12 protein-coding genes are annotated in these 14,401 nt (G+C 63.0%); 3 read left to right on the forward strand and 9 right to left on the reverse strand.

All coding sequences use genetic code 11. The features are described 5' to 3' along the window. The first annotated feature begins 36 nt into the window (after positions 1-36). Positions 37-1,209 (forward strand): acetyl-CoA C-acetyltransferase, encoded by a 1,173-nt coding sequence (locus KRZ98_RS04150; RefSeq protein ID WP_217672348.1) that lies wholly within the window; start codon positions 37-39, stop codon positions 1,207-1,209. A gap of 57 nt (positions 1,210-1,266) precedes the next feature. On the opposite strand, the gene KRZ98_RS04155 is transcribed toward KRZ98_RS04150, so the two are convergent. The 9 genes from KRZ98_RS04155 to KRZ98_RS04195 all read right to left on the reverse strand — a co-directional run bounded on the left by KRZ98_RS04155 (position 1,267) and on the right by KRZ98_RS04195 (position 11,930). Further along, entirely contained in the window at positions 1,267-1,416 is a 150-nt protein-coding gene (locus KRZ98_RS04155; protein WP_217672349.1) for a DUF2256 domain-containing protein, read from the reverse strand. 18 nt (positions 1,417-1,434) lie between these two features. After that, the gene (locus KRZ98_RS04160; RefSeq protein ID WP_217672350.1) at positions 1,435-3,024 is read right to left on the reverse strand and encodes an MFS transporter; all 1,590 of its coding nucleotides are present in this window, start codon (positions 3,022-3,024) and stop codon (positions 1,435-1,437) included. Between the two features lie 167 nt (positions 3,025-3,191). Then, positions 3,192-3,881, reverse strand: coding sequence for a DUF2490 domain-containing protein (locus tag KRZ98_RS04165; protein WP_217672351.1), 690 nt, complete (start codon positions 3,879-3,881; stop codon positions 3,192-3,194). 123 nt (positions 3,882-4,004) lie between these two features. Next, on the reverse strand, positions 4,005-6,005 hold the full coding sequence (locus tag KRZ98_RS04170) for an acetyl/propionyl/methylcrotonyl-CoA carboxylase subunit alpha (protein WP_217672352.1): 2,001 nt from the start codon (positions 6,003-6,005) through the stop codon (positions 4,005-4,007). Positions 6,006-6,133: 128 nt separating this feature from the next. Then, positions 6,134-6,370 (reverse strand): hypothetical protein, encoded by a 237-nt coding sequence (locus tag KRZ98_RS04175; RefSeq protein ID WP_217672353.1) that lies wholly within the window; start codon positions 6,368-6,370, stop codon positions 6,134-6,136. After that, positions 6,367-7,371: a biotin synthase BioB gene (gene bioB / locus KRZ98_RS04180; RefSeq protein WP_217672354.1), complete on the reverse strand. Its 1,005-nt coding sequence runs from the start codon at positions 7,369-7,371 to the stop codon at positions 6,367-6,369. Before bioB ends, KRZ98_RS04175 begins: the two co-directional genes overlap by 4 nt. A gap of 121 nt (positions 7,372-7,492) precedes the next feature. Then, positions 7,493-9,646, reverse strand: coding sequence for a methylmalonyl-CoA mutase (gene scpA, locus KRZ98_RS04185; RefSeq protein ID WP_217672355.1), 2,154 nt, complete (start codon positions 9,644-9,646; stop codon positions 7,493-7,495). Between the two features lie 186 nt (positions 9,647-9,832). Continuing rightward, positions 9,833-10,270: a methylmalonyl-CoA epimerase gene (gene mce, locus KRZ98_RS04190; RefSeq protein ID WP_217672356.1), complete on the reverse strand. Its 438-nt coding sequence runs from the start codon at positions 10,268-10,270 to the stop codon at positions 9,833-9,835. Between the two features lie 127 nt (positions 10,271-10,397). Next, entirely contained in the window at positions 10,398-11,930 is a 1,533-nt protein-coding gene (locus KRZ98_RS04195; protein WP_217672357.1) for an acyl-CoA carboxylase subunit beta, read from the reverse strand. 229 nt (positions 11,931-12,159) lie between these two features. On the opposite strand from KRZ98_RS04195, the gene KRZ98_RS04200 reads away from it, so the two are divergent. Both KRZ98_RS04200 and KRZ98_RS04205 read left to right on the forward strand, forming a co-directional pair. Continuing rightward, positions 12,160-13,575 carry a short-chain fatty acyl-CoA regulator family protein gene (locus tag KRZ98_RS04200; protein ID WP_217672358.1) on the forward strand — a complete coding sequence of 472 codons (1,416 nt, stop codon included), beginning with the start codon at positions 12,160-12,162 and terminating at the stop codon, positions 13,573-13,575. Positions 13,576-13,633: 58 nt separating this feature from the next. Further along, complete coding sequence (locus KRZ98_RS04205) at positions 13,634-14,338, forward strand: 2OG-Fe dioxygenase family protein (protein ID WP_217672438.1); 705 nt, start codon at positions 13,634-13,636, stop codon at positions 14,336-14,338. Positions 14,339-14,401 lie beyond the last annotated feature (63 nt).

Here is a 14,401-nt window from a genome sequence, read left to right on the forward strand (position 1 = left end):
TGCGAAAAGAGACCCCAATAATAGAGGATCGAGCCTTTGTCAGATATCGTCATTACCGCCGCCAAGCGCACGGCCGTCGGCAGCTTCATGGGCGCGTTCGGATCGACTCCGGCGCATGAACTGGGCCGTCAGGCGATCATCGCCGCGCTGGCGCAGGCCGGTGTCGCGCCCGACGAAGTGGACGAGGTGATATTGGGCCAGGTGCTGAGCGCCGGTCAGGGGCAGAACCCGGCGCGGCAGGCCGCCGTCAATGCGGGCATCCCGGTCGAGCGCACCGCGATCGGCCTCAACCAGTTGTGCGGCTCCGGCTTGCGGGCCGTTGCACTGGCGGCGCAGGCGATCCGCGCCGGGGACGCGAACATCATGGTGGCTGGCGGGCAGGAAAGCATGTCGCTCGCGCCCCATGCGCAATATCTGCGCGCGGGCAGCAAGATGGGCAATGTCAGCCTGGTCGACACGATGATCCATGACGGCCTGACCGACGCCTTCAACAATTATCATATGGGCATCACCGCGGAAAATCTGGCCGAGAAATATCAGATCAGCCGGGAAGCGCAGGACATCTTTGCGGTGGCCAGCCAGAACAAGGCCGAAGCCGCACGGGCATCGGGCCGCTTCGCCGACGAAATCGTGCCGGTCACGATCAAGGGCCGCAAGGGCGACACTATCGTCGATCAGGATGAATATATCCGCGCTGGCGCGACCATCGAAGCGATGGAGAAGCTGAAGCCAGCCTTCAAGAAGGACGGCACGGTCACTGCAGCCAATGCCAGCGGCCTGAACGATGGTGCCGCCGCACTGGTGCTGATGACGGCGGATGCCGCTGCCAAGCGCGGCGCGACCATTTTGGGCCGGATCGCGGGTTTTGCGACCTGCGGTGTCGATCCCTCGATCATGGGCATCGGCCCGGCCCCGGCCAGCCGCAAGGCGCTGGAGAAGGCAGGCTGGTCGATCGCAGACCTTGACCTGATCGAAGCCAATGAAGCCTTCGCCGCGCAGGCGCTGTCGGTGGGTCAGGAACTGGGCTGGGATGCGTCCAAGGTCAACGTCAATGGCGGCGCGATCGCCATCGGCCATCCGATCGGCGCGTCGGGCGCGCGGGTGCTGACCACCCTGCTCTATGAAATGGCCAAGCGCGACGCGAAAAAGGGTCTGGCGACGCTGTGCATCGGCGGCGGCATGGGCGTGGCGATGTGCATCGAACGCTGATCGACTGAGAGATTGCAAAAGGTCGTCGCTCCTAACGGAGCGGCGGCCTTTTTTATGTCAGGCCTGGCGCGGGGCGCTGCGGCAACGGTCCGAACAATAGACGACATTGTCCCAGTCGCGTTCCCACTTCTTGCGCCAGGCAAAGGGGCGCTGGCAGACCGGGCAGGTCTTGATCGGCAGATCCCGCTTGGCAACGCCGCGTGGCATGATGATCCCCCGGTTGTGCTATGCGTCGAGCGGTCGGTCCCTGGTTTCCGGCAGCGCGACCAGACAGGTGATAAGCGCCAGCGCCACGACGGCCAATGTGTACCAAAGCCCGGCATAGGGATCACCCGTCCGCGCGACGATATATTGGCTGACCAGTGGCAGGAAACCGCCGAAATAGCCGGTGCCGATATGATAGGGGATCGACAACGACGAATAGCGGATGCGCGCCGGGAAATATTCCGACAAGAGCGCCGCCACCGGTCCATAGGTCGCGCCCGACAGTGTCCAGAGTAGCAACAATGCCGCGAAAATTGCCATGGCGCGTGGCCAGTCCGGCGTCACGCTGCCGGTCGGGTAGCCCGCCGCTTTCAACGCGGCGTCCAGCCCGGCGGCGCTCAGATCCGTGACGACCAGATCGCCGACCTGCACCGCGGGCGCGGGCGCGGCTTGCTTGTCATAGGGGATGCCACGTTTGGAAAAATGGTCAAGCAATTTGCCGCAGGCGGTCGGCTGGACCTTGGCAAAGGGATCAAATACGCAATCCGGGCCGCGCACGATGACCGGGGCGCGCTCCCCCGCTTCCACCAGCGCCGGGTTCGCGGTTGCGCCCATAAACTGGTAAAGCGGCATCAACAGCAGGAGCACCAGTGCATAACCGATAACGATCGGCTTCTTGCGGCCGATCCGGTCGGACAGATGGCCGAAATAGACAAATGCCCCCATCCCGGCAAAGGCGCTGCCGCCCACCAGCAATTGCGCCACGCCCGGCGAAACATGCAGGCCGCTCTGGAGGAAATAGAGCGCCTGGAACATCACCGTATAGGCGATGACGGTAAAGCCCGCCGCGATGCCGATCATCGCGACCAGCATTCGCTTTTTGTTGCCCGGATAGGTGAAGGCTTCCTTGATCGGATTTTTCGACTGGGTGCCTGCTTTCTTCATCGCGGTAAATACCGGACTTTCGCGCAGCATCAGCCGCATCCACAGCGATATGCCAAGCAGGGCAAGCGAGAAGAGGAAGGGCAGTCGCCAGCCCCAATCGGCCCAAATCTCTGGCCCGACCAACCATTGCGTGCCGACCACGACGATCAACGACAGTATGAAGCCGCCGATCACCCCGGCCTGAATGAAGCTGGTGTAGAAACCGCGCCGCCCCGGCGGAGCATGTTCGGCGACATAGATGGCTGCGCCGCCATATTCGCCGCCCAGCGCCAGCCCCTGCGCGATCCGCAGCGTGATCAGAATGATAGGCGCAGCGATGCCGATGCTGGCGGCCGAGGGCGTCAGGCCAACGCCCGCCGTCGCGACGCCCATCAGGATGATCGTAGCCAGGAACGTATATTTGCGACCCAGTCGGTCGCCCAGATAGCCGAACAAGGCCGCGCCGATCGGACGGAAGGCAAAGCCGATTGCAAAACCAGCCAGCGTATAGAGCAGTTCGACGGTAGGATTGTCGGTCGGGAAGAAGGTCCGCCCGATGATCGGCGCGAGGACGCCGTAAATGTAGAAATCATACCATTCGAACACGGTGCCAAGCGCCGAGGCGGTGATGACCAACCGGTCGCGCTTGACGTCCATCACATAGTCGCTGCCGACCGCTCCGCTCATCCCCTACCCCCTTAACTTCGCACTTTTCCCGGTAATTGTGAAATTGCGTTACCCCAAAGGGTAATTAAATTTCCAACACCGCTTTGCGCGACCATCACTGTCGGCGCGCGAAACCGGAGGTCGATATCGCATGAAGCGGGGGCAATAGGACAGGCTAAAAAAGTGCCTCAGCGGCGCAGTTGCAGCGTCACCAGCAGGACATGATCGACATCATCGGCCCGACCGCGATTTTTGACATATTGGTTGAGATAGCCGACCTCCACGGTCGACTTGCCCGCGATCGGCACTTCCAGCCCGGCAAAGCTGCGCAGTCGGTCAAACCCTTCACGCGCGCCCCAGTCGGTATCGTTCAGCGCCACGAACCATTCCGCATAGGTCAGCGCCGACACGCCGCCCAGCTTGCTGGTGAGCGGCACCGCCAGCCTTAGCATCTGGCGCAGTCGCCAGCCCATATCGTCGCCGCTCGACACCCAGCGTTGCTCGATCCGCGTGCGCGAGGAGAGCGGCCCGCCCGCGACCTTGCCCAGCGACCAGTTGATCTGCTGGAAGCTGCGATGCTCCCGCGTCTCCCCGCCACCGGACCGCGGCGTGCGGACATAGGCATAACCCTGAAAAACGGTCAGTCGTTCGGACAGTTTGACGCCGATCGCGGGCCTCAGCAGCATCTGGTCCAGCCCGTCCATGTCCCTGCCAAAGCGCGACTGCACTTCGGCGAAATAGACGATGTCGCCGGAGATCGGCCCCTGCGCGATGGTCTGGAGCCAGAGTTGCTCATCGTCGGCACCGTGCGCCGGCAGCGCGACCGTGGCCGTGAAGATGGCGGAAAGGCGGAGGACGGTCTGTCGCAGGCTGGTCATGCTGCGGCTGCTAAGGGAAAGGCCGGGACCGGGGCAAGGCGGGACAGCCCAGCGAAACATTAAATAACAAAGGGCCGCCCTGCTTAAGCGGAGCGGCCCTTGTTCCTGCGACGCAGCTTGCGCCTATTCCATTTCGAGAATCACCGCATCCACGGCCAGGCTGTCGCCCTGCGCCGCCGACACGCTCTTCACCACGCCAGCCTTTTGCGCGCGGAGGATATTTTCCATCTTCATCGCTTCGATCACGGCCAGTGGCTGCCCGGCCTCGACCTTGTCGCCCTCGCCCACATGCAGGGCTACCAGCAGGCCCGGCATCGGGCAGATCAGGAAGCGCGACAGGTCTGGCGGGATCTTTTCGATCATGTGCGCAGCATAGGGTGCAGCATGGGCGGGCAGGATACGCAGCTTGTGGCTGGCCCCGTGGCAGGTCAGCACGAAACCGGACCGCACCGGCGCGATGCGGACGGCGAGTTGCTCGTCGCCAAATTCCGCCTCGATCAGGCGATCGCCCGGCGTATATTCCAGCGCCATGTCGAGGGGCTGTCCATCGACGGTTACTTCATCGCCGTCGATCTCGACGTCATGAATCGCGTCACCAATCTTGACCTGCCAGCCGGTCGGCGGGGCGAGGCGCTTGCCCAGCTGTCCGTCGATCCGACGCGCGCGGTCGGCTTGCGCCATTGCGGCGAACGCGCCGATGGCCGACAGGCGCACCAGCAATTCGGGTGACGCAGGCGCACCCTGAAAGCCGTCGGGATATTCCTCTGCAATGAAGCCGGTGGTGATATTGCCCGACCGGAACCGCTCATGCTGCATCAGGGCGGAGACGAAATCGATATTGTGGCCCGGCCCCTCAATCTCGAACTTGTCGAGCGCCTCGATCTGCTTGTCGATGGCTTCAGGGCGGGTCGGCGCCCAAGTGATCAGCTTGGCGATCATCGGATCGTAGAACATGGAGACTTCGCCGCCCTCCTCCACGCCGTCATCGACGCGGATCAGCGCGCCGCTCTCATCCGCGCCGGTTTCGGGTGGATTGTAGCGGATCAGGCGACCGGTCGAGGGCAGGAAGCCACGATAGGGATCTTCGGCATAGACGCGGTTTTCGATCGACCAGCCGTTGATCTTCACATCGTCCTGCGTGAAGGCCAGCTTCTCGCCATTGGCGACGCGGATCATCTGTTCGACCAGATCGACGCCGGTGATTTCCTCGGTGACGGGATGCTCGACCTGGAGCCGGGTGTTCATTTCGAGGAAGTAGAAGCCGTCCCCGGTCTTGTCCTCACCCGACACGATCAGTTCGACCGTTCCCGCGCTGAAATAGCCGACCGCGCGGGCGAGCGCGACGCATTGCTCGCCCATCTTCTTGCGCATTTCGGGGCTGACGAAGGGCGAGGGCGCTTCCTCGACCACCTTCTGGTGGCGGCGCTGGATCGAACATTCGCGTTCGTTGAGGTAAACGATATTGCCATGCTGGTCGCCCAGCACCTGAATTTCGATATGGCGCGGGCTTTCGATGAACTTTTCGATGAATACACGATCGTCGCCGAAGCTGGCGAGCCCTTCGCGCTTGGTCGCCTCAAAGCCTTCGCGGACGTCCTGCTCGGAGTAAGCAAGGCGCATCCCCTTGCCGCCGCCGCCCGCCGACGCCTTCATCATCACCGGATAGCCAATCTCGTTGGAGATTTTGACGGCATGTTCGGTATCGTCGATCACGCCGACGAAGCCGGGCACGACATTGACCCCCGCTTCCAGCGCCAGCTTCTTGGACTCGATCTTGTCGCCCATGGCGGCGATGGCGTTGGCGGGCGGCCCGACGAAGATGATCCCTTCCGCGTCCAGCGCCTTGCGGAAGCTCTCGCGTTCCGAGAGGAAACCATAGCCCGGATGCACCGCGTCCGCGCCGGTCTGCTTGCAGGCCGCGATGATCTTGTCGGCGATCAGATAGGATTGGGCCGCGGGCGACGGGCCGATATGCACGGCCTCGTCCGCCATCAACACATGCGGCGCGCGCGCGTCGGCATCGGAATAGACCGCGACGGTCTTGATACCCATCTTCTTGGCCGTGCGCATAACACGACACGCAATTTCGCCACGGTTCGCGATCAGGATCTTGGTGATTGCCATGTTATTCCCTGTCCCAGTCCTATATAATTCCTCTCAACCCGTTCGGGCTGAGCCTGTCGAAGCCCTGTTCTTCACTCCGAACGAAGTGCGGCCCTTCGACAAGCTCAGGGCGAACGGAAGCTGATTTATTACTTATCCACTCCCGAAAGCCGGGTCTTGAAATAGGCAAAAGCAAGTCCTGCAAAAATCAGGAGCGACAACACTCCTGTAATTGCTGGCGAGATACCATTGCAATCGGCCGAAGCATCCGGCCCCATCCCGCAATTGCCGAGTGCCGCCAACAGAATGACAATCATAGCAATCAGCCAATAGGCTATGCTGAGCACCACAAAGAGTCCGATCTTCAAGGCGCTCGGCTTGCTCACTCCGCCGCCTCCATCGCAACCTTCACCTCGGCCTGCATCGGCACGACGCCCAGCTTCGCGAACAACGCCGCATCCGCATTGTCGCCAGCGTTGGCCGTGGTCAGCAGTTTGTCGCCGGTGAAGATGCTGTTCGCGCCCGCCATGAAGCACAAAGCCTGGCACGCATCCGACATGCTCTCGCGCCCCGCCGACAGCCGCACCATGCTCTCCGGCATCACGATCCGTGCCACCGCGACGGTCCGCACAAATTCGATCTCGTCGATCTTGGCGAGCGGCGTGTCGGCCAGCATATTGCCCAGCACCGTGCCCTTGACCGGCACCAGCGCGTTGATCGGCACGCTTTGCGGATGGGTCGGCAGCACGGCCAGCGCGTGCAGGAAGCCGACGCGATCCTCGCGCGTCTCGCCCATGCCGACGATCCCGCCGGAACAGACGTTGATGCCTGAATTGCGGACATTCTCCAGCGTTTCGAGGCGATCGTCGAACGTCCGGGTGGTGATCACCTTCTCATAATGTTCGGGCGAGGTGTCGATATTGTGGTTGTAATAATCAAGGCCCGCGTCGGCGAGAACCTTGGCTTGGCCCTCGTTGAGCATCCCCAGCGTCATGCAGGTTTCCATGCCCATCTGGCGCACGCCCTTCACCATCTGGACGATGGCGGGCATATCCCGCTCCTTGGGGTTGCGCCAGGCCGCGCCCATGCAGAAGCGTGAGCTGCCCGCATCCTTCGCCTGCGCCGCTGCCTGCATCACCGCCTGCACGCTCATCAGCTTTTCGGCCTTGAGGCCAGACTCCGCCGACGCCGACTGGTTGCAATAGCCGCAATCTTCCGGGCAACCGCCGGTCTTGATCGACAGCAGGGTGGAAAGCTGCACCTCGTTACGCGGGAAATTCGCGCGATGGATCGACTGCGCCTCGAACATCAGATCGTTGAACGGCAGGTCGAACAGCGCCGCGATTTCGGCGCGGGTCCAGTCGGTGCGGGCGGTGATGGCCGTCATGGTCACTCACCACCTCCGTTCGCTTCGAGCGAAGTCGAGAAGCGGGAAGCCGCGTGCCAATGTTTCTCGACTACGCTCGAAACGAACGGCTGTTGGGTGCGGATCAGGATGAAGAGAGTATTCAAGCGGCGTCCTCCAGCCCGGCGGGGGGCATGTTGTGGCCGAGGAGGCGCAGCACGTCGGCGGCGCATTCCACGACATTGGAGCCCGGTCCATAAATGCCCTGGACGCCCGCGTCACGGAGGAAGTCATAATCCTGCGGCGGGATGACGCCGCCCGCAATCACCTTGATGTCGGTGCGACCCGCCTCGCGCAGCTTGGCGATGAGGTCCGGGATCAGCGTCTTGTGGCCCGCCGCCAGCGACGATGCGCCGACCACATCGACGCCGCTGTCGAGGGCCAGCACCACGGTTTCGTCGGGCGTCTGGAACAACGGACCGGACACCACGTCGAAGCCCATATCGCCGAACGCGGACGCGATGACGTTGGCGCCCCGGTCATGCCCATCCTGCCCCATCTTGGCTATGAGGAGTTTGGGTTTGCGACCGAGGCGCCGCTCGACGGCCTGCACGCCGTCGAGTACCTGTTGCCAGCGGCTGTCGCCCTCGTAAGGCGCGCTATAGACGCCCTTTACCGGCGTCGGCTGGGTTCCGTAGCGATCGAAGCTTTCTTCCATCGCCGAAGAGATTTCGCCCAGCGTCGCGCGGGCGCGGGCGGCCTCCACGGCGAGGGCGAGGAGGTTGTTGTCGAGGCTGGACGGCCTGGCCGCGCCATCGCGCAATGCCTGCAACGCCGCTTCGCACTTGGCGCTGTCGCGCTCCGCCTTCACCCGGTTGATCCGGGCGATCTGGCCCTCGCGCACCTTGGCATTGTCGACTTCGAGCGTTTCTAGCAGATCCTCGTTCGCGAGGCGGTATTTGTTCACGCCCACAATCACGTCGTCGCCGCGATCGACCCGCGCCTGCCGCGCCGCTGCCGCCGTCTCGATCATCGCCTTGGGCCAGCCTGCCGCCACGGCCTTTGCCATGCCGCCATCGGCCTGCACTTTCTCGATGATCGCCCAGGCTTCATCGACCAGCTGCTGGGTCAGCGCCTCGACATAGTAGGAGCCGCCCAGCGGATCGACCACCTTGGTCATGCCGGTTTCCTCCTGGATCACGATCTGCGTATTGCGCGCGATCCGGGCGGAAAAATCGGTGGGCAGCGCGATGGCTTCGTCGAGCGCATTGGTGTGGAGCGATTGCGTGCCCCCCAGCATCGCGGCCATCGCCTCGATCGTGGTACGCATGACGTTGTTATAGGGGTCTTGCTCGGTCAGCGACACGCCGCTGGTTTGGCAATGGGTGCGCAGCATCTTGGAGCGCTCGTCCTTGGCGCCCAGTTGCGTCATGGCGCGGTGCCACAGCACGCGCGCGGCGCGTAGCTTGGCGATCTCCATGAAGAAGTTCATGCCGATCGCGAAGAAGAAGCTCAGGCGGCCTGCAAACTTGTCGATGTCCAGGCCCGACGCGACGCCATATTTCACATATTCCATGCCGTCGGCGATGGTGAAGGCCAGCTCCTGCACCTGCGTCGCGCCCGCTTCCTGCATATGATAGCCGGAAATGGAGATGCTGTTGAACTTGGGCATCTCGCGCGAGGTATAGCCGAAAATATCGCTGATGATCCGCATCGAGGGTTCGGGCGGGTAGATATAGGTGTTGCGGACCATGAACTCCTTGAGGATGTCGTTCTGGATGGTCCCGTCGAGCAATTTGCGGTCGACCCCCTGCTCCTCGCCCGCGACGATGAAGAAGGCCAGGATCGGGATCACCGCGCCGTTCATGGTCATGCTGACCGACATCTTGTCGAGCGGAATGCCGTCGAACAGGATCTTCATATCCTCGATCGTGTCGATCGCCACGCCAGCCTTGCCGACGTCGCCGGTGACGCGCGGATGGTCGCTGTCATAGCCGCGATGGGTGGCGAGGTCGAACGCGACCGACAGCCCCTTCTGCCCGGCGGCGAGGTTACGGCGATAAAAGGCGTTGGATTCCTCGGCAGTCGAAAAGCCCGCATATTGACGGATGGTCCAGGGCCGCCCCGCATACATGGACGCGCGCACGCCCCGCGTGAACGGCGCGAAACCGGGCAGGCCGGGATCGACGATCACGTCCTCAGCCGTGTAGAGCGGCTTGACCGCGATCCCTTCCGGGGTCTGCCAGGTCAAATCCTTGCCCTTCACTTCCTTGGCGGCAGCGGCGGCCCATTGGTCCAGCGTCGGCTTGTCGGTCATCTTCTACCCTTACTCCCTCTCCCCGTTGGGGAGAGGATACGCAGGCTTGGCAGCTTGCCTGCCTAGCCGAAGTTGGAGAGGGGGTTCGCCCTATCAGGCGTCGTACCCCCTCTCCGCTGCGACTAAGGGTCTGCTGCGCATCCCCCAAGTCTCGCGCCTCCCCCGGCGGGGGGGAGGTTTTTATGCCTAGTGCGCCTCCTTCGGCGTCTCCATGATCTCGGTAAGCACCCCGTTCATATCCTTGGGATGCACGAAAAAGATCAGCGTGCCATGCGCCCCGATCCGCGGCTCGCCCAGCACCCGCGCACCCTTCGCCTCGAACCACGCCTTCGCCTCGTGAATGTCCGGCACTTCGTAGCACATATGATGCTGCCCCCCGGCCGGGTTCTTGGCGATAAAGGCGGTGATCGGCGACGTCTCATCGAACGGCTCGATCAGCTCGATCTGCGTCCCCGCAGTCCCATTCTCGCCAGGCGTATCGACAAAACACACCTTCACCCCCTGCGAAGGCAGGTCGAACGGTTCGTGAATTTTCGTCACGCCCATGACGTCGCGATAATAAGCGATGCTCTTTTCCAGGCTGGGCGTAGCAACGCCTATATGATTGAGCCGACCGAGTTTCATGCGTCTTGTCACCCCTCCCGCTTGCGGGAGGGGACGGGGGAGGGCCTGTCCAATCCGGCAACGGATAGTCTTTCGAGAGGAACATGCCCTCCCCTAACCCCTCCCGCAGGCGGGAGGGGAACTTCAGTTAAAGCGGAATATTGTCGTGCTTCTTCCACGGATTTTCCAGCGCCTTGTTGCGCAGTTTCCGCAGGCCCAGCGCAATCCGCCGCCGGGTCGAGTGCGGCTGGATCACTTCGTCGATAAAGCCCTTTGACGCGGCCACGAACGGGTTGGCGAAGCGCGCTTCATATTCCGCGGTGCGCTCGGCAATCTCGTCCGCCGTCTTGCCGCGGAAGATAATCTCGACCGCGCCCTTGGCCCCCATCACCGCAATTTCGGCTGTCGGCCAGGCATAGTTCAGGTCGCCGCGCAGATGCTTGGACGCCATCACGTCATAGGCGCCGCCATAGGCTTTGCGCGTGATGATGGTGATTTTCGGCACGGTCGCTTCGGCATAGGCGAACAGCAGTTTCGCGCCATGCTTGATGATGCCATTATGCTCCTGCGCGGTGCCCGGCAGGAAGCCCGGCACGTCCACCAACGTCACGATCGGTATCTCGAACGCATCGCAGAAGCGCACGAAGCGCCCCGCCTTCTTGGACGAGTTGATGTCCAGCACACCCGCCAGCACGAAAGGCTGGTTCGCGACGACGCCGATGGTGCGCCCCTCGACCCGGCCAAAGCCGCAGATGATATTGCCTGCGTGCGCGGGCTGCACCTCAAAGAAATCGCCCTCATCCACGATCTTCTTGATCAGTTCGTGCATGTCATAGGGCTGGTTCGCATTGGCGGGGATCAGCGTGTCGAGGCTCGGCTCGATCCGGTCCCACGGGTCGGCGCTCGGCCGCTCCGGCACCGGTTCCTTGTTCGACGCGGGCAGGAAGTCGACGAAATCGCGCACCGCCAGCAGCGCCTCGATATCATTTTCGAACGCCACGTCCGCCACGCCCGACTTGGTCGTATGCGTCACCGCGCCGCCCAGTTCCTCCTGCGTCACCACTTCGTTCGTCACCGTCTTGACCACGTCCGGGCCGGTCACGAACATGAAGCTGCTATCCTTCACCATGAAGATGAAGTCGGTCATCGCGGGCGAATAGACCGCGCCGCCCGCGCATGGCCCCATGATGACGCTGATCTGCGGCACCACGCCCGACGCCAGCACATTGCGCTGGAAAATCTCGGCATAGCCCGCCAGCGACGCCACGCCCTCCTGAATCCGCGCGCCGCCGCTGTCATTCAGGCCGATCACGGGCGCGCCGACTTTCAGCGCCATGTCCATGATCTTGCAGATTTTCATCGCGTGCCGTTCCGACACCGCGCCGCCATAGACGGTGAAATCCTGGCTGAACAGGAACACCAGCCGACCGTTGATCGTGCCGGAACCGGTGACGACGCCATCGCCGGGAATATGCGCCTCATCCATGCCGAAGTCGGTGCAATTATGCTCGACATACATGTCCAGCTCTTCAAAGCTGCCCTCGTCCAGCAACACCTCGATCCGCTCGCGCGCGGTCAGCTTTCCCTTGCCATGCTGCGCGTCGATGCGGCGTTGGCCGCCCCCCATGCGCGCGCCTTCGCGCTTGGCTTCCAGCTGTTCGATAATGGCGAGCTTCGACATAGGCATATCTCTCCGGTCAGGACACGGACCTGTTATGACGCCCTTTTCCCGTCTTTGCGATTTTTCGCAAATGCAAATTTGCTAATTTGCAAATCACCACTTCGCAAATTAGGGTCGCCCACACTTCCTTCCGTTCGTTTCGAGCGAAGTCGAGAAACGTCGCGCACCGGTCTCTCGACTTCGCTCGAAACGAACTGCGGTTGGGTTAGACAAAGGACAGGCAACCACCATGGCACGCGGCAATCGTATCTTTGCAGGACCAAGGCTCCGCCAGTTGCGCCTCGACCATCGCATGGATCAGGCGACGATGGCGCAGGCGCTGGGCATATCCGTGTCCTACCTGTCCCAGATGGAAAATGACGATCGTCCGCTGACCGCCAAGGTCAAGGCGGCGCTGGCCAATGCCTTTCCCACCGACTGGGCGAGTTTCGACGCGCGCGAGGATGAGCAGATGCTCGGCGCTTTCACCTTTGCGCTCAGCCATCCCGAATTGCCCGGCGTCGCGCTGGAGCCGGAGCGGATCGAGAAATTGCACCTGCAATTCCCTGAGTTCGCGGCCCGCTATCTCGACCTTTACAACGCCCATATCCGCGCCAACGAACGCATCAACATGATCGAAGAAGCGATCGCCAACGATAGCACGGTGCAGGCGCGCCTGCCGTGGGAGGCGGCGCGCGACTGGTTCCATGAGGCGGGCAATTATGTCCATACGATCGACTGCCTGGCCGAAGATATGGCCGCCAGCTTCACCGCAGGTCAGGCGCTGGACGAAGGGATGCTGGTCGAGGCGCTGGCGCGGCGGCACGGCATCGAAACGCTGATCGCCGACACGCCAGACAGCGCGCTGCGATCCTATAGCGCGACGGACAGGCGCCTGTTCATCAACGCGGCGCTGCCGACCGAAAGTCGCAAATTCATGCTGGCGCACCAGCTGATGATGCTGGAGGGGCAGGCAGTCATCGCCGACGTCGTGACAAAGGCCGCCCTGCCGGTCGCGGGCGCGGATCGGTTGCTGGCGATCGGCCTTGGCAATTATGCCGCCGGTGCGCTGCTGATGCCCTATGCCCCGTTTCGCGAGGCAGCGCGGGTCATGCGCCACGATATCGACCGGCTGGCCCGCACCTTTGGCGTGAGTTTCGAGCAGGCCTGCCATCGCCTCTCCACGCTGCAACGCCCCGGCCTGCGCGGCATCCCCTTCTTCTTCTGCCGCGTCGATATGGCGGGCAACATCACCAAGCGGCATAGCGCAACCCGGCTGCAATTCGCCCGTTTCGGCGGTGCCTGCCCGCTGTGGAATGTCCATGAAGCCGTCGCCATCCCCGACCGGATCAACGTGCAACTGGGCGAGACCCCTGACGGGGTGCGCTATGTGTCGATGGCCAAGGGGCTGGTGAAACCATCGGGCAGCTACAGCCGCACCCCGCGCCGCTTTGCCGTGGTGCTGGGGTGCGAGACCGCCCATGCTGCCAACTTCGTCTATGCCGACGGACTGCGGCTGGAGGATGAGGGCGCGGCAACGCCGATCGGCATCACCTGCCGCCTCTGTTCGCGCCAGAGCTGCGATCAGCGTGCCTTCCCGCCCGCCGACCGGCCGATCCATGTCGACCCGGACAATCGCCAGATCGTCCCCTACTGGATCGGGTGACGCCACCATGTGGAAAGCGGCCCTATTGCTCGTTTCAGCAGGGTAGTAGGGAGGCATGATGACCGATAGCGCGCTGATCGACCCCGTAACTGACGCCCTCGCGACGACTGGCTATGCACGGCTGTCGGGCGAAGAAAGTTTCACGCAACTGGGCATCGATATGGCGGACTGGCGCGCTTTCGCCGATAGCTGGACCGATCTGGGGCCGGACCTCTATATGGCCGATGGCGGACGCTATCGCCGCCGCCGCCACGCGACCTTTCGGTGCGAGGATGGTGCCTTCACCCGCCAGCCGCACCAGCCCCATTATCAGAGCCGCGACTATAATGCGCTCAACGGCGACGTGCAGCGCTGGTTCGATCCGGTCGAACAGGCCACCGTCGACAATCCCGTCTGCCGCGCCATCTTCGCCTTCTGCGCCGCGCATTTTCCTATGACGGGTCCGGCCCATGTCGAAATGCATCAATTCCGTATCGAGGCAAAGCCCGGCGAAGTCGGCCGCCCGACGCCCGAAGGCCTGCACCGCGACGGGGTGGACCATGTGTTCGTGATGCTGATCGAGCGGCGCAATGTGCGCGAAGGCGTAACGCGGATCGGCGCCCCCGACGGCACGGCGCTGGGGGAGTTCATGCTGGCGGAACCGGGCGACGCGATGCTGATCGACGATCAGCGGATATTGCACGGGGTGACGGAAATCCACGCCGTCGATCCCGCCCAACCGGCCTGGCGCGATGCGTTGGTGGTGACGTTCGTTCAAGCCTGAGTGTTCCCGCGCAGGCGGCAACCCAGTTCAAACGTCTGATCTGGGTTCCCGCCTGCGCGGGAA

This window comes from Sphingobium sp. AS12 (assembly GCF_019097845.1).
Lineage (GTDB): Bacteria > Pseudomonadota > Alphaproteobacteria > Sphingomonadales > Sphingomonadaceae > Sphingobium.